The organism is Gynurincola endophyticus (assembly GCF_003991195.1).
Classification (GTDB): domain Bacteria; phylum Bacteroidota; class Bacteroidia; order Chitinophagales; family Chitinophagaceae; genus Gynurincola; species Gynurincola endophyticus.
Genome location: NZ_RCWL01000006.1, coordinates 119,524 through 141,756, shown reverse-complemented (window position 1 = coordinate 141,756; position 22,233 = coordinate 119,524). Strand labels below are relative to the sequence as shown.

Annotated in this window: 20 protein-coding genes; 8 read left to right on the top strand and 12 right to left on the bottom strand. The window is 37.9% G+C overall.

Features of this window, described 5'->3' with window-relative positions; genetic code table 11:
* Positions 1 to 113 precede the first annotated feature (113 nt).
* Entirely contained in the window at positions 114 to 3,443 is a 3,330-nt protein-coding gene (locus D9O48_RS12460; protein WP_158624887.1) for a carboxypeptidase-like regulatory domain-containing protein, read from the top strand.
* Positions 3,440 to 4,789 (top strand): RagB/SusD family nutrient uptake outer membrane protein, encoded by a 1,350-nt coding sequence (locus tag D9O48_RS12455; RefSeq protein ID WP_126973307.1) that lies wholly within the window; start codon positions 3,440 to 3,442, stop codon positions 4,787 to 4,789. The genes D9O48_RS12460 and D9O48_RS12455 overlap by 4 nt, the downstream gene beginning before the upstream one ends.
* 18 nt (positions 4,790 to 4,807) lie before the next feature.
* Here D9O48_RS12455 and D9O48_RS12450 read toward each other — a convergent pair whose 3' ends face one another.
* The 5 genes from D9O48_RS12450 to D9O48_RS12430 all read right to left on the bottom strand — a co-directional run bounded on the left by D9O48_RS12450 (position 4,808) and on the right by D9O48_RS12430 (position 7,854).
* Entirely contained in the window at positions 4,808 to 5,086 is a 279-nt protein-coding gene (locus tag D9O48_RS12450; protein WP_126973306.1) for a hypothetical protein, read from the bottom strand.
* A 73-nt stretch (positions 5,087 to 5,159) separates the two neighbouring features.
* A complete protein-coding gene (locus D9O48_RS12445) occupies positions 5,160 to 5,618 on the bottom strand; it encodes a MauE/DoxX family redox-associated membrane protein (RefSeq protein WP_126973305.1) in 459 nt (152 codons plus the stop codon).
* A 382-nt stretch (positions 5,619 to 6,000) separates the two neighbouring features.
* Entirely contained in the window at positions 6,001 to 6,666 is a 666-nt protein-coding gene (locus tag D9O48_RS12440; RefSeq protein ID WP_126973304.1) for an HAD family hydrolase, read from the bottom strand.
* A gap of 33 nt (positions 6,667 to 6,699) precedes the next feature.
* On the bottom strand, positions 6,700 to 7,194 hold the full coding sequence (locus D9O48_RS12435; RefSeq protein WP_126973303.1) for an FKBP-type peptidyl-prolyl cis-trans isomerase: 495 nt from the start codon (positions 7,192 to 7,194) through the stop codon (positions 6,700 to 6,702).
* A gap of 93 nt (positions 7,195 to 7,287) precedes the next feature.
* Positions 7,288 to 7,854 (bottom strand): YceI family protein, encoded by a 567-nt coding sequence (locus tag D9O48_RS12430; protein ID WP_126973302.1) that lies wholly within the window; start codon positions 7,852 to 7,854, stop codon positions 7,288 to 7,290.
* Between the two features lie 176 nt (positions 7,855 to 8,030).
* Between D9O48_RS12430 and D9O48_RS12425 the strand changes: the two genes are divergently transcribed.
* On the top strand, positions 8,031 to 9,263 hold the full coding sequence (locus tag D9O48_RS12425) for a S41 family peptidase (protein ID WP_126973301.1): 1,233 nt from the start codon (positions 8,031 to 8,033) through the stop codon (positions 9,261 to 9,263).
* A gap of 53 nt (positions 9,264 to 9,316) precedes the next feature.
* Here D9O48_RS12425 and D9O48_RS12420 read toward each other — a convergent pair whose 3' ends face one another.
* Positions 9,317 to 9,757 (bottom strand): hypothetical protein, encoded by a 441-nt coding sequence (locus D9O48_RS12420; RefSeq protein WP_126973300.1) that lies wholly within the window; start codon positions 9,755 to 9,757, stop codon positions 9,317 to 9,319.
* Positions 9,758 to 10,000: 243 nt separating this feature from the next.
* On the opposite strand from D9O48_RS12420, the gene D9O48_RS12415 reads away from it, so the two are divergent.
* The 4 genes from D9O48_RS12415 to D9O48_RS12400 all read left to right on the top strand — a co-directional run bounded on the left by D9O48_RS12415 (position 10,001) and on the right by D9O48_RS12400 (position 13,844).
* Positions 10,001 to 10,663, top strand: a complete 663-nt coding sequence (locus D9O48_RS12415; protein WP_126973299.1) for a DUF4241 domain-containing protein — start codon at positions 10,001 to 10,003, stop codon at positions 10,661 to 10,663.
* Between the two features lie 50 nt (positions 10,664 to 10,713).
* Positions 10,714 to 11,277: a helix-turn-helix domain-containing protein gene (locus D9O48_RS12410; RefSeq protein WP_126973298.1), complete on the top strand. Its 564-nt coding sequence runs from the start codon at positions 10,714 to 10,716 to the stop codon at positions 11,275 to 11,277.
* A gap of 80 nt (positions 11,278 to 11,357) precedes the next feature.
* Positions 11,358 to 13,556: a heavy metal translocating P-type ATPase gene (locus D9O48_RS12405; RefSeq protein WP_126973297.1), complete on the top strand. Its 2,199-nt coding sequence runs from the start codon at positions 11,358 to 11,360 to the stop codon at positions 13,554 to 13,556.
* Positions 13,557 to 13,634: 78 nt separating this feature from the next.
* Positions 13,635 to 13,844: a heavy-metal-associated domain-containing protein gene (locus D9O48_RS12400; RefSeq protein WP_126973296.1), complete on the top strand. Its 210-nt coding sequence runs from the start codon at positions 13,635 to 13,637 to the stop codon at positions 13,842 to 13,844.
* 154 nt (positions 13,845 to 13,998) lie between these two features.
* On the opposite strand, the gene D9O48_RS12395 is transcribed toward D9O48_RS12400, so the two are convergent.
* The 6 genes from D9O48_RS12395 to D9O48_RS12370 all read right to left on the bottom strand — a co-directional run bounded on the left by D9O48_RS12395 (position 13,999) and on the right by D9O48_RS12370 (position 21,227).
* The gene (locus D9O48_RS12395) at positions 13,999 to 14,940 is read right to left on the bottom strand and encodes a glycerophosphodiester phosphodiesterase family protein (protein ID WP_126973295.1); all 942 of its coding nucleotides are present in this window, start codon (positions 14,938 to 14,940) and stop codon (positions 13,999 to 14,001) included.
* A 9-nt stretch (positions 14,941 to 14,949) separates the two neighbouring features.
* Positions 14,950 to 15,681, bottom strand: a complete 732-nt coding sequence (locus tag D9O48_RS12390) for an MIP/aquaporin family protein (protein ID WP_126973294.1) — start codon at positions 15,679 to 15,681, stop codon at positions 14,950 to 14,952.
* Positions 15,682 to 15,707: 26 nt separating this feature from the next.
* Positions 15,708 to 17,201 (bottom strand): glycerol kinase GlpK, encoded by a 1,494-nt coding sequence (gene glpK / locus D9O48_RS12385; protein WP_126973293.1) that lies wholly within the window; start codon positions 17,199 to 17,201, stop codon positions 15,708 to 15,710.
* A gap of 18 nt (positions 17,202 to 17,219) precedes the next feature.
* Positions 17,220 to 17,891: a GDSL-type esterase/lipase family protein gene (locus tag D9O48_RS12380; protein WP_126973292.1), complete on the bottom strand. Its 672-nt coding sequence runs from the start codon at positions 17,889 to 17,891 to the stop codon at positions 17,220 to 17,222.
* A gap of 5 nt (positions 17,892 to 17,896) precedes the next feature.
* A complete protein-coding gene (locus D9O48_RS12375; RefSeq protein ID WP_126973291.1) occupies positions 17,897 to 19,312 on the bottom strand; it encodes a calcineurin-like phosphoesterase C-terminal domain-containing protein in 1,416 nt (471 codons plus the stop codon).
* A 334-nt stretch (positions 19,313 to 19,646) separates the two neighbouring features.
* A complete protein-coding gene (locus D9O48_RS12370; protein WP_126973290.1) occupies positions 19,647 to 21,227 on the bottom strand; it encodes a glycerol-3-phosphate dehydrogenase/oxidase in 1,581 nt (526 codons plus the stop codon).
* Between the two features lie 174 nt (positions 21,228 to 21,401).
* On the opposite strand from D9O48_RS12370, the gene D9O48_RS12365 reads away from it, so the two are divergent.
* On the top strand, positions 21,402 to 22,166 hold the full coding sequence (locus tag D9O48_RS12365) for a DeoR/GlpR family DNA-binding transcription regulator (RefSeq protein WP_126973289.1): 765 nt from the start codon (positions 21,402 to 21,404) through the stop codon (positions 22,164 to 22,166).
* Positions 22,167 to 22,233: the final 67 nt, after the last annotated feature.

The window sequence follows — 22,233 nt, the reverse complement described above, 5'->3', positions numbered from 1 at the left end:
TTTGTAAACTTTGGGGTAATGTTTATTTTCGGATATAACTTCACTGTTATTTCTTGTCTCGATTGAAACACCTAGCAATTATATTAATTGTTCTTGCAGCAACATGCGCTAACGTGCATGCACAAACAATAACGATCAATGTCCGGAACACCTCTGTCAAGAAAATTCTCGACAGCATTCTTTCTACTGCCAAAGATCGTAAGTATGTTGTTCAGTTCGAAAACGACAAAATCGGTTCGTATTTAAAAGAGCGCATCAACTTCAAAGCAGAGAAACTTTCTTTTCATGCTGCACTCGACTCTTTGTTCTTCTCTTTTCCGATTACTTACATCATTGACCAACACGTGATCGTACTGAAATATGATCCCACACCCAAAGAAAGAATCATTCATAAAATCACAATTTCGGGAAGAGTAATTAACCAACGGCAGGAAGCCCTGAAAGGCGCTACTGTTTATGTCAACAATAAGAAAAGAGGCATCAGCACCAATGATAACGGGTACTTTGAAATGAAGGTTGAATCGCTACCCGTACCAATTACTGTCAGCTATGTAGGCCATCAGCCACTAAACACTCAGATAACCGATTCCATTACCTCTACCCTTCAATTAACAGAAGTGATTGAAGAATTAGAAACAATGATCAATACCGGGTATGTGCGTCAGGCAAAAGACAGGTTTACCGGTAAATTATCGTCACTTACAGCTAATGAAATTGCGACCAATGCCAATCCTGATATCATGCAAAACATTGCCATGCAGATTCCTGCCATGATTCAGCATTTTAATAATGATTTTACCAATAACATTCCTCAATATCAGATCAGAGGAAGAACTACTATACACGCGAATCCGAACCCGCTCATTATTTTAGATCAGATTCCTTATCAAAGTAATACATTCAATATACATCCTGATGATATTGCGCGCGTTGATGTACTAAAAGATGCAGCTGCAGCAGCCATCTGGGGTGCCCGTTCCGGTAACGGTGTAATTGTCTTTACCACAAAAGAAGGAAAAGTCAATAATAAAGCCAGGATAACAGCATCAGTCACCAGCGGTATAGCACGCAAAAAGAACCTCTTTGCCGAAGATTACCTGAGTTCTTCAGAAATTATTGATCTGGAGCTAAGGCTCTTCGATCAGAAATATTACGACAGATTCTACAACAGACCTAACTTTCCTATCCTCTCGCCTGTAGCAGAACTAAAGTATGCTGAAAGCAAAGGGCTTGTCAGTTCAACAGAAGTGAATCGCAAAATAGAAGGCTTCAGAAATCAGGATATCAGAAATGATATCAAAGATCACTTCCAACGAAATGCAGGCTTTACACAGGCTAATGCACAAATTATCGGAGGCGGAAATCAAAATACCTATTTCTTTTCGATCGGTGGTTTAAAACAATTGCATGAAACACCCGGTAAGGAATCGAACAGACTGACCGTTAATAACAAAAACAGATTTTTGCCTTTTAATGGCGTAGAATTAGGTAATCATATTTTATACACAGAATGGAGGCATGACCTGCCACATGATCCTACTCAAAACCTTGATAAATTTATCCAGTACGCACCCTGGGCTGATGCCGGAGGAAAAGCATTACCTGTAGCAATGGATTATCGTCAATCATTTAAAGACTCAATGACCGACCTGTTAGGTTACCGCAATTGGAATTATTATCCATTAACAGAACACCAGAATAATTTTGGTAATAAGTATCAGAACGAATTACTATTCCAGTTAAACGCAAAGTTCAAAGTGAAGAAAAGGCTTCATTTTGATTTCATCTATAACTTTAATTTTAGCCGTCATCAGGATATTTACCGTTTCAGAGAAGAAAGTTATGAATACCGGCACACTTACAACAAGTTTGCATGGGTTGAAAATGGTGAGCTGAAGAGTATTATTCCCAGAGGAGAAATGCGGCACGAAGGTATTACCGACGAAAAAACACAAACTTATCGTTATACAGCCAGTTATCATTTCGAAGTTCCTAAATGGAGCCTGAAATCAATGATCATTATCGGCGGTGAGGCTAGAAAAAGAGAAATAGGGTATACGAACGAATTGAAGTTTGGTTATAATTCTGAAAACAAATCATCTGTATATATTGATCTTGATCCGTTATACCCTATCCTGAATAAATCAGCATCAAGCATTATTAAACAAAACATCAGAAATTTTAACGTAAATGAAAACTACTATTCCGAATTCTTATTATTAACGAATCAATGGAAAGATAAAATTATCATTGAAACCAACCTGAGAAGGGATGCATCCAACCTGTTTGGTGTTAATATCAATAACAAGTTTATACCATTATGGTCAATAGGTTCGAAATTTAATCTTGAGGAGCTGACTAAAAACCGCCATTTTAAGAATACCAGTATAAATGTAAATTTTGGTAAAACCGGTAATATTGATCACAATACCACTTCGCTTTTACAAGTGATGAAGCAAACTACAGCACAGGGTGCCACTCCGATTTTACAGTTATTGAAACCGAATGACCCCAACCTTAAATGGGAAACTTCAGACAATCTGAATATCAGCTTAAACAGATATTTTGAAAAATTAAATATTAATGCAAGCATTGACTATTATGAAAACAACTCAAAGGATCTGATCATCAACAAAATGATCGACCCGATTCTGGGAGTAGATAATGCCTGGGTGAATGACGGGCGCCTGCTGAGTAAGGGCCTTGAAATATTTGTATCAAATGAAGCAAATTTTAGTAATAAAGTAAAGTGGTATAACCAGCTTTCTTTTAATTATAACAAATCTACTATCAAAAGATATGCGGCAATACCAGAGTATAAAATGGATATTCTGCGTAAACCAATTATCAATTTACCCGGCGAAGAACTGTATTCTATTTACGCTAATAACTGGAACGGTATGGATGCCACCACCGCATTTCCTGTTTTACCTAAAGGGTATGCCAGCTTTGAAAGTTATTTGAAAGAGCAGAACCTGAACAATACTACACGTGTAGGAAATCTTTTACCAAGATACCTGATCAGATGGATGACTAAGGCTGACCTCGCACCATCCCTTACAATCGGGATGAATATTTCCTATAGAAGTCAATTGAATGTATTATCAAAGCAAAACACTTTTAACGACTTCCTATCGTCATACATAGGGCTTCAAAGCCCACTTCTGAGTGAAATTACCGAAAGTGTCGGTGATCCGTTATTGATTAAATCATTGGCACTTGATAACGTTCTATACCTGATGTACTCAAATCTGGCTTATCACAACAGTTCAGTAATGAGTATAGAACACTTCTATGTTAACTACCGGATTAAGAAACTGAACAATCTGAGCATAACGCTCAGTACAAACAATCTGATGAACCTGTCAAATAACAAAACTCAGGAGATAATTAATAATTTCTTCAGAAGAAGCTTTAATGTAAACTTTAAATTCACGTTATGAGCAGTAAAGTTATCATCATAGTGAGTATACTCCTGTTAACCGCCTGTAACAGATCCGGACTACTTGACAGTATAACATCTACCAACGTTGAAACGATCACTTCTGCTGAAGATGTGGAACACTTACTCAATAATAAATTTTTATATGATTGGGAATCTAATATCTCTGTTCTGATTACTGATGAAATTTCCTACAATCCATCCATTTATCCACAGCTCAACACCAGGGATATCTCTTTTTACTACTGGAGAGACAATTTTATACAGGAAAACGAAAGTTTCGAAGACTGGAAACATTATTACAATAAAATACTTACCGTAAATGCAATTATAGATTTTTATAGTTTAAAACAAACGCTCTCAAAATATGATAAATTTTTACTGGGAATCAGCTATTTTATAAGAGCAAAGACTTACTACGATTTAATGCAGCTCCACAGCTATGCAAATATTAACAGTGAGTCAATGTTAGGTGTACCTCTCAGAATTACAGCCTATATTGATGAAACGATACAACAACTCAGTATCAGGGCCACTTTTGCTTTTATAGATTCTGATTTACAGAAAGCACTTAATTTAACTAAAGAAGCCGAAAAAACGACTAGTATCAATATATTGGTGAATAGAAAATGGATCCTGGCCTTTGCCTCAAGGTATTTTTTATATACACAACAATATGAAAAATCGCTGTTTTACTCCAAAGAATTATTGGGCATAGAAGGCGGCTCTTTGATCAATTTCACATTGTATACGAATCAGAATACAAGAATTTTTTTACAACCGGATATTATCGGTACCATTTCGTTTAATTCATTGGAAAGTGTTTTATTGTCAATGATGACGAATACAAATATTTATATCAATGAAGAATTGATCGGACTTTACAATAACTATGACAAAAGAAAAAGTTTATTCTTTACCTTGAGAAATGGTAAATATTTTTATAAAAATCCTTATCTGGCAAGTCTGTTTAGCTCTTTTATGGGATTCACTTATTCGGAAGTATTTCTGAATAAACTGGAGTGTGAGTTAAGACTGAATTACGCACAGGATTATCAGGCTTCATTAGCAGAATGGCTATCAAAAAGATATACGCAAAACATTTTCACTTCTGCGTATACAAATAGTCTTGATTTCATCAGGGATGAGCGTAAAAAAGAATTTATCATGCGAGGAATCAGGCTGGCTGATATCAAAAGATATTACAATGAAGGTACCGATACCCAATTAAAAAAAATCCTGGATCAGAACGAAGTTAAGATAACCGTTTCCGATCCAGGAATCAATATATTGTATCCAAATTCAGTAATTAAATCATTCAATATCCGTCAGGTAGCAAGAAATTAATACCTTACTACCAGTTTATCATTCAACTCCCTCTTCCACAAAAACGGGTACGCCCCTCATACAGGGGTCAAAATTTTGATACAATTCATTCCAGTTCCAGGCACAAATAGGAGTAAGATCAGTAGAGCACATCCAGACTTCACCAAACCCAGCCCAGGCCGGATCTGATAAATTTTGACTCCAGAACATCTGAAAATAATAGCACGGTGTTTCTTCCTTTGCTACTTCAAATGAAGAAAAGGCGGTAAACATTACAATAAATAAACCTAGCCAGATTTTTGCTTTTTTCGTTCTCATAATTTACTTTTTTAAGTGTTTCGAAATTGAGTGTTAAAAATGCATGGCAGTATGCTAATCAGTTCCGCGAATTTTAATAGGATGGTTTCGGAGTAATACCGGAAGTGATTACCGTTGGTTTTTCCGGAGCAATCGGATTATTTATGCAATACCAATGCATAAACAATAGTAAAAAGTTAATGATGTATTGTGTTTCCCATGACATAGTATGCCAGATTCCCACACAATTACAAGGAGCCAGACCAAGTTTGTTTAATAAAATAGAAGCGATGTATAAATTGTAGCCCATAAGAGTCAGCATGCTTATAATAAGTCCGGCAGTGCGTGTTTTCTCTATAAAGATCAACGCAGCCAGCAAGGCATGAAGCAGGGGCACAATGATTGCGATGAGAACAGCATGATTACCGATGAACTGTTGCTGTTTTAGCTGTGAAACAAAAGGGTCAAAACCAACCACTTTTGATACTGCAACAAAAACGTACAGACATACAATAATCATTACCATCCCTTCACCTATCCACTGTTTGCGCATAGATACGGGTTTTAAAATGAAAAGAAAAGATTATTATGATCGGGAATACTTGATGTGCAAGCTGATCGCGGGAGAAAGTAAGTTATACGAATAGGCTTTTCAGCCTATTTGCAGAGACAGAAAAAATTGACTTGGATTTTAAAAGCGAGGCACAATAATATCTTTGAGGGTTTAATTTTGGGGGAGTTATCAGGTAATCAATAATCAGAAAAGCAACCGAAGAATAATAGTGTGTTTGTATGTGTAGGATGTCTTTGTACTATAGGTAAGTATTCTTCTTCTTTTGTAATTATTTAACCAAATTTAACGACCCGCTAAAGCAAACCCATTTTCTGTTTAAAGATTTATCACAATTAATGCGGATAAATAAAACAAATTAACTTTATACAACTTTATTCTGTAGAAAAACATTCAGGTTGCGGCCTAACAACTCCGTATAATCGGAAATAATGAGGTCTGCGGCTGCTAATTGCTCTTTTTTATGAGTAGAAGTAATAGCGATGGTGAAAGCACCAGCTGTTTTTGCTGCTATAACACCATTTGCCGCATCTTCAAAAACAATACACTCCGCAGGGTCTATCTGCAACCGGCTGGCTGCCAGTAAAAAAATATCTGGAGCCGGCTTACTATTGTGTACTTCTTCGCCGGTAGTAATTACATCAAAAAATTGCAAAAGAGATAATCTGTTCAATACACTGTCAGCCTTATATCTTCTTGAACTGGTAGCTAAAGCTATTTTATAGCCCTGTTCTTTTAACTGTGCCAGCAATATGTCTACTTTGGCCAGCAACTCAATACCGGTTTCTTCTACATAAGCATCAAAATATTCAGCCTTTGCTTGTAATATAGAAGAAAACAGTTTTTCTTCTACTTTCATAAACTGAGCTACAAAGTCAACGCTTTTCATACCCAACAAAGGGAAATACTTATCCCAGGTTAAATCAAGATCATAATCTAAACAAACTCTTCTCCACGCCTGAAAATCAGCTTCAGTAGAATGGATCAGTGTACCATCCATATCGAAAATAATACCTCTATACTTCTTCACTGTATCTATTTAATAGTTAGTTTAAATTATATATTATAGAAAATCGTGCAATGTTAAATCAAATACTAATACGGAGTTTTCTTCAATAATATTCATTTTAGTACAACCGTAAGCTAATGATGGTGGTAAAATCAACATAATCCGACCTCCTTTACCAATTTTAGGCAATCCCATCTGCCAACCCGCAATTAATCCGGATAATGAAAAATGAACCGGCTCACGACTTTGATCAAAAGTTCTAAAGTCTGTCAGATAACCTTTATATTCAACTTTTACAGTATTACTCACGCTGGGGCGTTGACTATTGCCTTCTGCAAGAACAATGTAATAAAAACCTCTGGTATCGTGCTGAACGGTTAAATCATTCTGGGCTACAAACCTTTGAATAGAATCCGTATTCAAAAATGCCTGCATTCTTTTTTCTTCTTCTTCAGCAGAAATAGGTTTACAAACATTGTCTTTTAAACAGGCAATTGCACCAAAAATTCCAAGAAAAACCAGAACAAGTAAGGATTTAGGATAACGCATCGTTTTTTTAAATTTTAGCAAATATACTCCCACCAACGCAAAAAAAAACCCCGTATTGTTATTACGGGGGCTAAAATCGAGATTTTTATGGCATTATTCCTGTATAAATTCTGCATTTACTCTGATCGTAACAACTTCTCCCAAAGCTGCAGCTCCTGTACCGGGAGCAATTCCGAAGTCCTTTCTGTTCACTGTTCCGATAAGTTTAAAACCGGCAACATCTTTTCCACGCTGGTTTTTTACCGTTCCTCTGTAAGTAACTTCCAATTCTACCTGCTTAGTGATGCCGTGCATTGTAAGGTCTCCGATCACTTTGTACTTATTGCCCGATACCAACTTGAAAGAACTGCTTTTGAAAGTGATGTTTGGGTGTTTTGCCGCATCAAAATAATCTTCTTTCTGTAAATGACCGTCGCGCATCTTATTACCGGTATTAATTCCGGCAACCGGAGCAGAAAATACTACTACTGCATCAGTAAAATCAGCTTTTGAAGCAGTAATCGTAGCGGTAGCATGCTGAAATTCTCCCTCCACATCCGAAACTGTCATGTGCGATACCTCAAATCCTACCCGCGAATGCGAGGCATCCATCGTCCAGTTTTGAGCAAAAACACTCACCCCTAATAGTACCGCAAATAATACAAGACTCACTCTTTTCATATATTTTACAATGTTTGAACTCTAAATTACAGCTATTATCAGTTCTTAGTTCTTTCTTGCTTAAAAATGACCATTTTTTGAAAAAGACAGTCGGTTCGCTATTTCATTCTTTATGCCTTTAGCTTATCTTTCTGTAACAACTGAAACTCACCGACATATTTAATTAAACCTTATTTATGAAATTGCTCTTGTTCGTGTGCTTCTTATCAGCGGTTATTCAAGCTAATGCACAGAATACTACCTATCTGAAAGATTTATATCTTTTACGCGGCCAACTAGCTAAAACACCCTCTTACAAAGACCAGATAAAAGCACAAAAGGCGGTTGCTTATCAGGCTCTTGTTGATTCACTAAGTAAGCTTACAACTGAAGATCCAACATCCTTTGAATACTTTGCCAACCTATCACAGTTGTTGTTTCCGGTAAACGACAATCACCTCATTTTATCGCAAACGATAAAAACCACTCAGACGGGTAACCAGCAGATGATACAATTCAGAAAAGTACCGCAGTATAATTATAATACCGATTCACTCAGGAAAGTACTTAGCAGCAAACCTGACACTTCAGTAGAAGGTATTTATTATTACGAAAATAAATTTGAAGTGGGTTTGTTTCAGATAAAACCTTATGAATACCTGGGAGTGGTACTCAGCAGTAACTTCGCTGCTATGCAAACAGCCCAGTTTGCATTTTATTTATACGAAAAAGCTCCGTTGCAATTTCATGGCATTTATCTTCACCCCTACTCTGGTCAATACATACTTCAGCTGACTGAAAAATACAGGAATCTGTCTTTAGTGAATTCATATAAGCAGTTCTTAGACTTTACCAATACCTACAAAAAAGATACATTGAAGCCAGACTATGTTAACCTTCCTTCAAACGCCCCTCTTTTTAAATATGAGAAGATAAATGACTCAGTTGATTATGTTGTATTGAGAACCTTTCAGCGAAACAACGCCAATACCAAAGAATCCTTCGCTTTTTATAATCAGCTGCGCGAAAGTGTAAAAGGCGCTTATCTGATCCTTGACCTGCGCAATCATTACGGTGGTTCAAAACTTGAAATGAAAAAGTTTTATAAACTGATGCAGCAATACACCAAAAAAAATAAACTCTATGTTTTGGTCAATAACCGCACTTTGAGCCAGGCTGAAATTTTTACTTACATGTTGCAACAACTAAAAAACACAACGACTGCAGGCCAAACCACTAAAGGTATGATTACGTACGGATCAAACTACGGCAAGAGTAATACCTTACCCAGCGGTGAAATTATTTTTAATCCTACGGATATGTATGGCCAATTCAAATTGCTGAATTATGAAAACACAGGCATTGAGCCACAAATTATTCTTACGACCAACCAAAACTGGATTCAACAAGTGCTGGATTTAATAAAATAAAAACAGGGTAAAAACATTTATTCACCCCATTAAAATATTACAAACAATAAGCATTACAATCTTTTCAATGATTGATTTCTCTGATTAACGGTATGTTCAATCTGATTGATAAATGCGAGAATATCATTTCTTTCCATTCCTGTAACCGTGATGATAATTTTAATACTTGCAGATCCTACTGCAATAACATTCTTTTTAGTATAAACATACACTAGAAACTGAAAAACAGAGGCTGCCAGAAGCAATACAAAAAAAGAAGCAGGTATTATATCAGACCATCCCAGCGCTGCTACCAGTGTAATCAGGCCTGTAATTAAATACCAAAACTTACTATAATAATAATTTTCGCAGGAACTGACATGTTCCAGCAGGATACTTTGTTGAAAAGCTTTGCCTAACTCTTTATATTCATAAATAATTCGATGTGTCGTTAAAACAACAGAATTTTCATCTGATGAAGAAACTAATTGTTCATCCGGAAATAAATCAATCATTTGTCAGAATTTAAGGTTTAAGATATCTTACAAAGCCTTGTATAACGAGGATCTGTAAGTTATAAATACCCGGAAAACGATTTTTCCTGAATTTTTATTATCCGGGGTTTATTTATTCTGATTTTTGTCAATTCATTCATTTCAACAGCTGCTGTTCGAACAGTTTTGCATCGATAGATGTATTAATAGTATACACTTTCTGCTTATTTTTGTATTGATTTTTATTCATTTAAAGCCGGCATCATGGATTTCTTACGTTCAAAAACAGATTACAGTACCTATTTCACAGGTAATCAGGAGAATATGTCACTGATGGAGCTGAATCTCGGCAACCTTTACCTGCCCAGCGGTCAGATAGTAGCCTGTGATCCACTGGTCTGCTTAGGCAGAAGTCTGGCTTTTAACAAAACACTTCCTGCGGGTTCATATCCGGTTACTGCGTATGTTAAGCAAAATGAAGAACAGGGAGATAGGATTGCTCTGATAAAAATAGAATTTAAACCGGATACTACAGTTCGCTGGGAAATGGCCCTCACTGAATTTGATGATATTGCACTGATGACCAAACCAGATGATTTCTTTGGTTTTCCTGTAGATTCCGGCTTAGCCAGTTTATGTGATGCTGAAACACAGGAATTGTATGAAGCCTTTACAGATAAATACTACAGTGAGCAATCCGGTACAGATATTTATACCGATTACTTTAAAGCAATGTTTGAAAAAAATGCTGCTGAAACCGATACCGGGGGCAATTGGATTAATTTCACTATCCCACACTCAACCTTGCACAATGTAGTAATGTTCAGCAGTGGCTTTGGAGATGGTAATTATCCATGCTACTGGGGTATTAATGCAAAAAATGAAGTTTGCAGTTTAGTCGTTGATTTTTTTGTATTATCACATTAAGTTAAAAAAACAATTACGGCGTCTGCTATTGAAGAATTTAATCAGCAACAATGACTACATTATTTATCAAAAATATGGTTTGCAACCGCTGCATAATGGTGGTGCAAAATGAACTGGAAAAATTGAACATTCATCCAAAAGCTGTTACCTTAGGTGAAGTAGAACTGGCAGAACCGCTCACAACTAATCAGAAAGATGCCGTAAATGGCGCACTGGAAGCAATGGGATTTGAGTTGATCGATAACAAAAAAAGTAGAATTATCGAGCAGATCAAAAATATCATTATTAAAATAGTACATCACCAGGATGGGGAACTAAAAGAGAACCTTTCGGATATTTTGAGCAAGTCGTTGCATCAGGACTACCATTATTTATCCAATCTCTTTTCAGAAGTAGAGGGTATTACTATTGAAAAATATTATATCGCACAAAAAATAGAAAAGGTAAAAGAATTGTTGGTTTATGACGAGTTATCACTGAGTGAAATTGCTTATCGCCTCAACTATTCCAGTGTTGCCTATTTAAGCAGTCAGTTTAAAAAAGTTACGGGCCTCACACCCAGTTATTTTAAACAGGTGAAGGCCAATAAAAGAAAACCTTTAGACGAGGTTTAAATCTTATAAAACATTCTACAAATTCTGTAACAACAGAACCCACAACTATTGCCAACTTTGTATCCAGCAAAGTAATCATCATGGCAAAGTCAACTAATAATACATCCACAGCTAAGGGCATATATCCCGTTACAGGTATGTCGTGTGCTTCCTGTGCCAACAATATCGAATCTGCTACTCAGGCATTAACCGGAGTAGTAAACGCCAGTGTGAATTTTGCCAATGAAAAATTATTGGTAGAATACAATCCACAGCTCATACAACCTGGTGCTTTAAAAGAAGCCATTCGTCAGATCGGATATGATATCGAATTAGATGAATCGGTTGATACGAGTCAGGCACATCAGCAAAAACTCAGCTCTTTGCGTTTTAAAACAATACTATCAATTATACTTTCAGCACCGGTAGTGTTCATCGGTATGTTCTGGATGAATATGCCGTATGCAAATGAAATCATGTTGATTTTATCAACTCCGGTCATCTTCTGGTTAGGGAAAGATTTCTTCGTGAATGCCTGGAAACAGGCACGCCATCGTAAAGCAAACATGGATACACTGGTAGCTCTCAGTACCGGAATTGCCTATATATTCAGTGTTTTCAATATGATTTTTCCGCAGGTATGGCATGAAATAGGGCTGCACAATCACGTTTATTTTGAATCTGCTGCTGTTATTATCTCTTTTATACTGTTGGGCCGTTATCTGGAAGAAAAAGCGAAAGAAAGCACTTCCGGAGCTATTAAAAAGCTGATTGGTTTACAACCTGATGAAGTAACCATTCTATATGAAGGTAAAGCCTCTGCTATTCTTTTATCTGCCGTCAAAATTGATGATATTCTACTCGTGAAACCAGGTGAAAAAATTGCGGTAGATGGTGTTGTGGTAGATGGAAGTTCCTATATTGACGAAAGCATGTTGAATGGCGAACCCATGCCGGTTCAGAAGAAACAGGCAGACAAAGTATTTGCCGGAACAATCAACCAAAACGGCAGCTTACAGTATAAAGCACAGAAAGTTGGAAAAGATACATTACTCGCTCAGATTATTCAGTTAGTTGAAAGTGCTCAAGGCAGTAAAGCCCCCGTACAAAAACTGGTGGATAAGATAGCCGGAATTTTTGTTCCTGTAATTATTCTTCTTTCAATAGTTACACTGATTACCTGGTCTGTTTTGGGCGAAAACGGATTTTCTCAGGGTTTATACGCCATGATCACCGTATTGATTATTGCGTGTCCTTGTGCATTAGGCCTCGCAACACCCACTGCTTTAATGGTAGGTATTGGCAAAGGTGCCGAAAAAGGTATTCTTATTAAAGATGCGGAAAGCCTGGAAGTAGCAAAATCGATCGATACCATTATTCTTGATAAAACCGGTACTATCACAGAAGGTAAACCGTTGGTAACCCATATCGAATGGTTTAACAAAAAAGAAAAAGATGAACAGATTTTGTACAGTCTTGAACATTTATCAGACCATCCGATTGCTAAAGCAATTTCCAATCATTATTCCGATATGCTACCGGTTGCTGTTCAAAATTTTGAAAACTATACCGGGCGTGGAGTTAAAGCATCCTTCGAAGGAAAAAACTATTTTGCAGGAAACCGTTTTTTTCTGGAAGAAAATGGTATTCAATTAAATTATAGTATACCGGCTGAGTTACTGAAACACGCTCCCACTATTATATGGATGGCTGAAGATACAACTGTAAAAGCCATGATCAGTATTGCCGATACAGTTAAAACAGGTTCAGTTGAGGCTATCCGTCAGTTACAGGCAAAAGGAATGGAAATTCACATGCTGACAGGAGATAATGCCGACACAGCCAAACTGATTGCAGAGCAGGTAAATATCAGCCATTATCAGGCTGATATGTTACCACAGCAGAAAGCTGCATTCATTGAAGTTTTACAAAAAGAAGGACGCAAAGTTGCAATGGTTGGTGATGGTATTAATGACAGTACGGCGCTGGCGCAGGCAGATCTGAGTATTGCCATGGGGTCAGGCAGTGACATTGCGATGGATGTGGCTCAAATGACCATCATTTCATCAGATCTGAATAAAATTGTTGCTGCAATCGAATTATCAAAACAAACCTCCAATACCATTCGTCAAAACCTGGCCTGGGCTTTTATTTACAATCTAATCGGCATTCCTGTTGCAGCCGGCGTATTGTATCCATTCAATGGATTTTTATTAAACCCGATGCTGGCAGGAGCAGCAATGGCATTAAGTAGCGTAAGTGTAGTAGTAAACAGTTTAAGGCTCAAATGGAAACAGTAATTTTTATAAAAGAAAACAAAAAAAGCATAACAAACTACTTTTTTGTTTTCCGAACTTTATACTATAAAACTTTCAATCATGAAATATCAATTCAAAACAAATATAAACTGTAGCGGTTGTATTGAAAAAGTAAAACCGCATCTCGATCAACAATCAGGCATTTCGCATTGGGAAGTAGACACCAAACAACCTGATAAAATATTAACCGTAGAAACAGAAAATCTAAAAGACTCCGACATTATTAATGTGGTTAAATCGGCCGGATACAAAATAGAACCTATTCATTAACGTTATAATTCTTTTTAAGCCAAACAATTACAACTTTAACTTTTTCTTCCGGAAAATATTTAGTATATTAATAGTATGGGCTTTGTTTGACTTTTTTATGGCTAAATAAAAAAGCTACTCAGATGAGTAGCTTTTTTTATCAGTATCATATTCGTTATTTCTTATTAACCACAGTATCCAGACGATCCATATAGTCAGTGATGATACCATCTACACCCCACTCAATCAATCGTTGCATATCAGCTTTTTCATTTACTGTCCAGTTAACAAACTTCATTCCTTTCGCGTGAACTGAGTCAATCAGCTCTTTGGTTGTAATACCGTAAGCAGGAATATACATATCCGGTAAAAAACCAAGTTCATCCAGGTGCTGCGACATAGAAACCTTACCATCTCCGGTTAAAAAACCAAGCGGAACCTGAGGGTATTTTTCTTTGCTGTAAACCAGTACACGTTTATCAAAAGACTGGATATAATATCTGTCGCCTATATTTTTAGATTTAATTAATTCCATCAGTTTATCCACCAACACTTGCGGAGTGGCATTATAACCGATAGAATCATAATAAGGAGAAGTTTTGAGCTCTATATTGTATACAACAGGTTGTAATCCTTTTGTTTTGGTATAAGCTTCTACCGAATCGATCATTTCACCGAACAAAGGCATTGACACTTTTATTTTTTCCTGTTCGGGGTAAGTTTCGAAAAACTTAGACCCTACATCAAATTTTTTAATGTCTTCGTAATTCATCTGATGGAAGACGAATTTTTTGGCGTCATCAGCAGTTATTTCAGTACCGTCTTCGTATAAAGTATGTCTGAAATTCGGCAGTGGGTCATGTGCTACCAGAATTTGTTCGTCTTTGGTAAGATACAAGTCCACCTCAATAAAATTAGCTCCATGATCGATCGCTTTGATCATGGAAGGAATCGTATTTTCAGGGCTCAATCCTCTTGCACCTCTGTGCCCTTCCATCCAAAAACTTTTCGGAAAGCTGTCAGGAATATTAGGCTTAAACATTTTGTTTTCTTCGTTGGATGCGCAGCTGATCATTAAAGAGCAGATAACAGCTGCCGATAAAAATTTCATTTTCATGTTGAGCGATTAAGCATTTTGTAAAAAACAATATAACAATGCTGCGATGGCAGCACCAATGATCGGGCCTGCTACAGGAACCCAACTATAACTCCAGTTATTACCGGCTTTATTTTTTAAAGGAATTAAAGCATGAATGATTCTGGGGCCAAGGTCTCTGGCCGGATTAATCGCATAGCCGGTAGTACCACCTAATGCCAAACCGATTACCCAGATCAGGAAGGCAACAGGAATCGCTCCTAACGAACCTAACCCTACCGGTGTATCATTCAGTGTACCGTTTCCTTTGATATTAAATATTACAAACAGTAAAACAAAGGTACCGATGATTTCACTAATCAGATTATTCACTTTGTTATCAATCGCCGGTGCCGTACAGAAGCAAGCTTGTTTTGCACCGGGGTCATCGGTTCTGTTAAAATGATCACGATAAAAGATCCATACCAGGAATGCTCCGATCATCGCACCGATCAATTCGGCCGCAATATAAGAAGGTACATTCTCCCAGGGAAACTGACCACTAAAAGCCAGTCCCAGAGTTACTGCAGGATTCAGGTGTGCACCGCTAACATCTCCGGCAATAATTACTCCGGTAAAAACAGCCAGTGCCCAACCGGTGGTAATCACGATCCATCCGCCGTTATTTCCTTTAGTATCTTTTAAAACAACATTCGCAACAACGCCATTACCCAGTAAAATTAAAGCAGCTGTTCCGATTACTTCAGCAATAAATGGTGACATAGCAATAGTTAATTGGTTTAGTGAGTTTATTTATCATCGTCTTCAGCCCAAACTTTAGCGGCTTTAATAGCTTTTTCCCAACCTTTGATGAGTTTATCAGCATTTGCAGCATCAGGAGTAAAAGCAGTATCCAGCTGCCATTGTTGTTGAATTTCTTCAGGAGACTTCCAGAAACCTACTGCCAGCCCCGCAAGATAAGCAGCGCCTATGGCCGTTGTTTCTGTTATTTTAGGGCGTACTACTTTTGTTTGTAATACATCTGCCTGAATTTGCATCAACTGATTATTCACTGTGGCGCCACCATCTACGCGTAATTCCTGAATAGCTTCACCTGCATCTGCCTGCATGGCTAATAAAACATCCCTGGTTTGCAACGCAATACTTTCCAAAGCTGCGCGGGCAATATGAGCGGCTGTTGATCCACGGGTCAGTCCGACCATCGTACCTCTCGCATATTGATTCCAGTGAGGAGCACCCAAACCGGCAAAAGCAGGTACAAGATAAACACCACCATTGTCTTTAACTGAAGCTGCTAAAGCTTCCACATCACCCGAAGACTTAATAATTCCCAAACCGTCACGTAACCACTGAATCACTGCTCCACCGATAAAGATAGATCCTTCCAAAGCATAGGTTACTTCTTCGCCGATTTTCCAACCGATGGTGGTAACCAGGCTATTTTTAGAACGGATGGGCTTATCACCAATATTCATTAACATAAAGCAACCGGTGCCGTAGGTATTTTTTACCATACCCGGCTGTATACATTGCTGACCGAATAATGCGGCCTGCTGATCACCGGCAATACCTGCAATCGGAATTTGTGCAGCCAATATATTACTCGAAGTAGTGCCGTAAACTTCACTGGAAGAACATACTTCCGGCAACATAGAAACAGGAATACCGAAAAGTTCTAACAACTCTTCATCCCATTTCAATTCATGGATATTATAGATCAGAGAGCGGGAAGCATTCGACACATCCGTGATGTGTTTTTTTCCGCCTGTAAGGTTCCAGACCAACCAGCTATCGACGGTACCGAATGCAAGATGTCCATCCTGTGCACGTTCTTTCGCACCTTTTACATTTTCTAAAATCCATTTGATTTTTGTAGCAGAAAAGTAAGCATCGATGATCAGTCCGGTTTTAGACTGGATTTTTTCATTCCATTCTGCTTTTATACTATCGCAATAAGCAGCTGTACGACGGTCTTGCCATACAATAGCATTATAAACAGGTTCACCGGTACGTCTGTCCCAAACAACAGTCGTTTCACGTTGATTCGTAATACCGATAGCAGCAATCTGATCGGCATTAGCGCCTGCTTTAGTGATAGACTCAACGGCTACGGCAATCTGACTGCTCCATATTTCGGCAGGATCATGTTCAACCCACCCCGGTTCGGGAAAGTATTGCTGAAACTCTTTCTGTGCTACGGCAATCACATTTCCTTTCTTATCAAAAATAATAGCCCGGGAGCTGGTGGTTCCCTGATCTAATGACAAAATATAACGTTGCATGCAATGGTCATTTTAAAGTTATTTAAGATAGTTTCCATCCTTCAATATCTTCCCCCAGCGTTCATAACCTTTCATATTTAAATGCAGGCCGTCGTAAGTGAGTGAAGCTTCTAATTTTCCTTCAGCGTCAAGGAATTTATTATGAAAATCGATAATGGTTACTTTATTGTCTTTACCCATTTTTCTGATACCTTCATTTACCAGGGCAATCTGCTCATCTTTATTAAAATGTGCTCTCGGTGTAAAGGAGTTATTGACCGGTAACAATGTATGGATATAGATTTTTGTTTTCGGTGAACCGGCTTGTATCCTGTCTGCCATTTTCTGAATATTTCCGATCACTACCGTAGCCGGTACATTGCGCGAAATATCATTAATGCCGATCAGAATAAAAACTTTCTTAGGTTGCCCCTGAATAATCGGGTCAAGTCGTTCTAATACGCCGAACGTAACATCTCCCGCGATGCCTCTGTTTCTGATGTATTCGTTATCAAAATATTCATTCCACTCAAAATAATCAGTGATACTGTTTCCCAGGAAAATGATATCTTTTTTTGAAGTTTTGAACGTTTCAAACTGATTCTTTTTGAGTTCGTAAATACCTGGCCGGTAAGTACTGTCCCATTTAGGTTGTGCATAACCAACTGCTGTCAGCAACAAAGCCATTCCCATCAGGGTAATTTTTTTCATCCGGTTTATACGTTTTGGGTTACAGAATATATTTTTCCGAATCGGTCTTGTGCACGAACCGTAATTATTTTTGCATTTTCAGGTAATACGGCTTTAAATAAATGGTCTGTATTTCTAGGTTCCACCCATCTGCGCACAGCAGGCAATTCAGGACCTAAATATAATTCATTTGCAAGAGGATCAAAACCTTTATGATTCTGCATTGCTGCAAAACTTCCGTTATCAACACTATATTCCACTTTCCACATCGGGTCATAATTCCAAACATTTGCCAGTACTTCCTGTTGATTCGAAAGATTTTTTTCTACATATAATTTCAGCTGGTAATCGGCTGGTTTACCTGCTGCTTTGTAATACCATTCTAACTGGTTTCCTTTAACTGTATACACACCATATCCTGATGGAGTACCGTCACCGCAAATTCCACCTGTCCACCATGCTCCGCAAACGGTTCCGTGGTTGTGTTCAAATACATTATTTTTAATCACATTCACATTGATATGTGTATGTCCGGTCATTACGTGAACATTATTAAAACGTTCTACTATTTTATAGAACGCGTCATTGTTTTTTACTTCATTATACACTGGTATATGTGCACAGATAATAATCAGATGATCGGCCGGAATCAGTGCAAGATCTTTCTCGAGCCAGTCTAACTGATGCTGTTGCAAATAACCGTCATACTTTTTATCCTGCCCGAGATAACGAACATCATCTAATACTACATAATGTGCTTTGCCTCTGTTAAACGAATAATAGGTCGGCCCATAAGTTTCCTGAAAAGTATCATCACTAACAGAGTCGTCACCTTTATTCAGATCCATATCATGATTTCCTAAACACTGAAAAAAAGGAATACCGGTTTTTTCCACTGCAGCTTCATAATGTTTGAAATAATTAAAATCATCCCATACAATATCGCCTACCGTAATACCATGAATCAAAGCAGAAGCGCCCGCTGCTTTTACTAATTGTTGCAGATCAGGAACAGATTCACTCATTAATCTTTCTACATCTTTGTCATTCTGAATCTGCGTATCCGCCCAAATTACAAACTGATGTTCATCGTCAGATTTATTTAAAGCAGTGAGTTCAAAATCAACATTTTTTGCCGATTGAACATCTCTCAATAAATGATAAAATCTGGCGATTCCTTTTTCATTAGGAATAGCATAACCTGCAGGAACCGAAACAAATACTGCTACCGCATCAGTATGCAGTTTTATTTCATACCTTCCTTTTTTATCTGTTGTTACTACTGAATAACCATCGCTCACCACTACCCCTGCCAAAGATTTACCACTGCTGTGTACTTTACCTTTAACGGTTTGAAGACTTGCGGCAAATCCCTGTAACGGCATTAACATCCATCCGCCGATTGCTAAACTGATCGTTTGTAAGAACCTTCTCCTTTGCATAGCTTTTAATTAAATTGAAAGTTGATAATTTAAAGAGCAAAGTGTGCAGATACCGGAATAGAGTCAACACTGTTTTATTGAATCGATAGAACCTTTCTCCATTCACGACTTTCCACTTTACATTCTACAAAGATGGGTTTTGAATGTTAAGCGATTATTAATAACCTTATTTTTTCAATACAATATAACACACTTAATAAATTAAGAATTAATAATTAAGAATGGTTATGTAGTTTTTAAACTGAATATTATTTGCTGTTTTCAATGATAAAGAGCTGTTTTCATTTTCCATTCTCCAAACATAGGAGAAATTAAATTATTAATACGTTCTCTCTTAATGCTTCAAACGATAATCTTTACACAACTCCTCAAACTGTTTTACCTGTTGCTGTTGCCAGTTTTCATCTCTATTCAGCTCTTTCGCCATGATTGCCGCTACGGATGGAGCAAGTTGCAGGGCGGTATCAGCATCGAGCAGCAATACACGGGTTCTTCTTGATAAAAAGTCTTCAATGGTACGTGCCTGTTCAAAACGAATAGCCCATCGAACCTGAGCAGGATGAATCTGCAAGGTTTCATTCAGCCAGTTTTCCTCTGATTGATTGATTGCCTCTTCAATGGCTGCTGCATCAGATCCGTAATAGAAAAATCTGTATGACCAGTCGTGTAACTGTGTAGCACCATGAACAGGTAAATGTCTGGTTTGTGTTTGAGTCGGTTTCCAGCCTTTATGTTTTTCGATGGCATCAATAATATCTTCTGCCATTTTTCTGAAGGTGGTCCATTTACCACCTAAAAGGGTGAATAAATGTGCTTCAGTAATACTCACTTTATGCGAACGGGATATTTCTTTTGTTTTTTGTGACCCTTTTTTAGGAGCAGCCAGGGGTCTTAACCCTGCAAATACACTCAATACATCACTTCTGGTGGGTGCTTCTTTCAGATAAGCCGCAGCAGTATTGAGAATGAAATTGACTTCTTTTTCTAAAGCCACCGGATCGAGGCTGGCATGTTCTACGGGTGTATCGGTAGTACCCACTACCACTTTATTGTGCCAGGGAACGGCAAAAAGAACTCTGCCGTCTGATGTTTCAGGAATCATCAATGCATCGGTACCCGGCCAGAACTTCTTATCAAATACCAGGTGTACACCCTGACTGACACGAATGGTGTTTTCGCTATCAGGTTTTTCCATTTTCAACACATCATCAACAAATACACCGGTGGCATTGATGACTGCATTTGCTCCATAATAATAAGGCTCTTGTGTTTCCTGATCAATTGCATGCACTCCATTCAGAATACCCTGATCATTTTTCGACAAACCTGTTACTTTCATATAGTTCAATGCAACTCCACCTTTATCGATGATGGTTTGCATCAGGTTGATAGCCAGCCGGGCGTCATCGAACTGGCCATCGTGGTACTGAACACCACCTTTGAGCCCGTTTTCTTTAATAGTAGAAATTCTTGGCATTACTGCAGAACGATTGACAAAAACGGAGGAGCCGAGGCTTAGTTTACCTGCGATCCAGTCGTACAATTTCAGGCCGATAGTATATTTAATACGATCAAAAAAGCTATAAACAGGAATAATAAAGGTCTGGTTACGTACGAGGTGCGGTGCATTCTGAACCAGTAAACCTCTTTCGATACTAGCCTCCCTCACCAATTTAACATCACCCTGAGCGAGGTAGCGTACACCACCATGCACCAGCTTGGTACTTTTCGAAGAAGTTCCTTTTGCGAAGTCAACCTGCTCGAGCAAAAGTGTTTTGTAACCGCGGGTAACTGCTTCCAGCGCTGCGCCGAGGCCGGTAGCGCCACCACCAATTACAATCACATCAAAATCAGTAATTGAGCGGGATTGTTCTAATAACCGGGTACGTTGATATTTCTGTAATTCAGCACTCATACTTTCGTTTTGTTTCGTTTCATTTACTATCCGAAAGTATAAATAATATTTCAAAATTCAAAACGAATCAATAAGAAAGAAATCGCAACTCTACAAATATTGATAATCAGTTAATTATAAAAAGGTTATGAAAATAGCGAAGGATATATTAGATTTGAGGAAAGCAAAAGCAACATGTTAAGTTTAACTGAGCGTCATCAATTGATCTTACAAAAGCTACATCAGGAAGGACATGTGAAAGTGGTGGATTTGTGTAAAACACTGGATGTTTCTTCTGTGACGATTCGGAAAGATTTGAAACTGCTGGAAGAAAAGGGATTACTTTTCAGAAACCACGGCGGGGCGATGCAGCACAATCCTTATGCAGCAGATCGTCCGGTGAATGAGAAAGAAAAGATTAATTCCGACGAAAAGTCGAGGATTGCTCAAAAAGCTGCAGACATGATTGTACCCAATGATTGTATTCTGATAGCGTCAGGAACCACTGTACAATATTTTGCGAAACATATTCATCCGAATTTTCATTTTACGGTGCTGACTGCGTCATTAAACGTAGCACAGATTCTCAATACACATCCCGAAATTGAAGTATTACAGCTGGGTGGAGTGTTAAGAAAAAGTTCATCGTCTGTAACGGGTTTTTATGCGGAGAAAATACTGGAAGATTTTGCCTGCAGCAAACTCTTTCTGGGAGTTGACGGTATTGATCTTGAGTTTGGTTTATCCACCACCAATACGCTGGAAGCTCACCTGAATCGCAAAATGATTCAGTGCGCACAGAAAACTATTTTATTGGCAGATTCTTCTAAATTTGGCAAAAGAGGCTATGGCAGGATTTGTGGCATTGAAGAAATCGACCAGATTATCACCGATAAAAATATTTCGCAGCATCAGAAAGACAGTTTGCTGGAGATGGGGATTGAGCTGACAATTGTTTAGTGAAATTATCGGAACCTTATCCAACCTTCAGGAGTTTATTTTCATCTTATAATAAAGCTCAGCAGAG

Excerpts from the sequence above, each read along its gene's own strand:
- D9O48_RS12455 (WP_126973307.1), top strand. The coding sequence starts at position 3,440 with ATGAGCAGTAAAGTTATCATCATAGTGAGTATACTCCTGTTAACCGCC.
- D9O48_RS12450 (WP_126973306.1), bottom strand. The coding sequence starts at position 5,086 with ATGAGAACGAAAAAAGCAAAAATCTGGCTAGGTTTATTTATTGTAATG.
- D9O48_RS12445 (WP_126973305.1), bottom strand. The coding sequence starts at position 5,618 with ATGCGCAAACAGTGGATAGGTGAAGGGATGGTAATGATTATTGTATGT.
- D9O48_RS12435 (WP_126973303.1), bottom strand. The coding sequence starts at position 7,194 with ATGCGTTATCCTAAATCCTTACTTGTTCTGGTTTTTCTTGGAATTTTT.
- D9O48_RS12430 (WP_126973302.1), bottom strand. The coding sequence starts at position 7,854 with ATGAAAAGAGTGAGTCTTGTATTATTTGCGGTACTATTAGGGGTGAGT.
- D9O48_RS12425 (WP_126973301.1), top strand. The coding sequence starts at position 8,031 with ATGAAATTGCTCTTGTTCGTGTGCTTCTTATCAGCGGTTATTCAAGCT.
- D9O48_RS12420 (WP_126973300.1), bottom strand. The coding sequence starts at position 9,757 with ATGATTGATTTATTTCCGGATGAACAATTAGTTTCTTCATCAGATGAA.
- D9O48_RS12415 (WP_126973299.1), top strand. The coding sequence starts at position 10,001 with ATGGATTTCTTACGTTCAAAAACAGATTACAGTACCTATTTCACAGGT.
- D9O48_RS12410 (WP_126973298.1), top strand. The coding sequence starts at position 10,714 with ATGACTACATTATTTATCAAAAATATGGTTTGCAACCGCTGCATAATG.
- D9O48_RS12405 (WP_126973297.1), top strand. The coding sequence starts at position 11,358 with ATGGCAAAGTCAACTAATAATACATCCACAGCTAAGGGCATATATCCC.
- D9O48_RS12400 (WP_126973296.1), top strand. The coding sequence starts at position 13,635 with ATGAAATATCAATTCAAAACAAATATAAACTGTAGCGGTTGTATTGAA.
- D9O48_RS12395 (WP_126973295.1), bottom strand. The coding sequence starts at position 14,940 with ATGAAAATGAAATTTTTATCGGCAGCTGTTATCTGCTCTTTAATGATC.
- D9O48_RS12390 (WP_126973294.1), bottom strand. The coding sequence starts at position 15,681 with ATGTCACCATTTATTGCTGAAGTAATCGGAACAGCTGCTTTAATTTTA.
- glpK (WP_126973293.1), bottom strand. The coding sequence starts at position 17,201 with ATGCAACGTTATATTTTGTCATTAGATCAGGGAACCACCAGCTCCCGG.
- D9O48_RS12380 (WP_126973292.1), bottom strand. The coding sequence starts at position 17,891 with ATGAAAAAAATTACCCTGATGGGAATGGCTTTGTTGCTGACAGCAGTT.
- D9O48_RS12375 (WP_126973291.1), bottom strand. The coding sequence starts at position 19,312 with ATGCAAAGGAGAAGGTTCTTACAAACGATCAGTTTAGCAATCGGCGGA.
- D9O48_RS12370 (WP_126973290.1), bottom strand. The coding sequence starts at position 21,227 with ATGAGTGCTGAATTACAGAAATATCAACGTACCCGGTTATTAGAACAA.
- D9O48_RS12365 (WP_126973289.1), top strand. The coding sequence starts at position 21,402 with ATGTTAAGTTTAACTGAGCGTCATCAATTGATCTTACAAAAGCTACAT.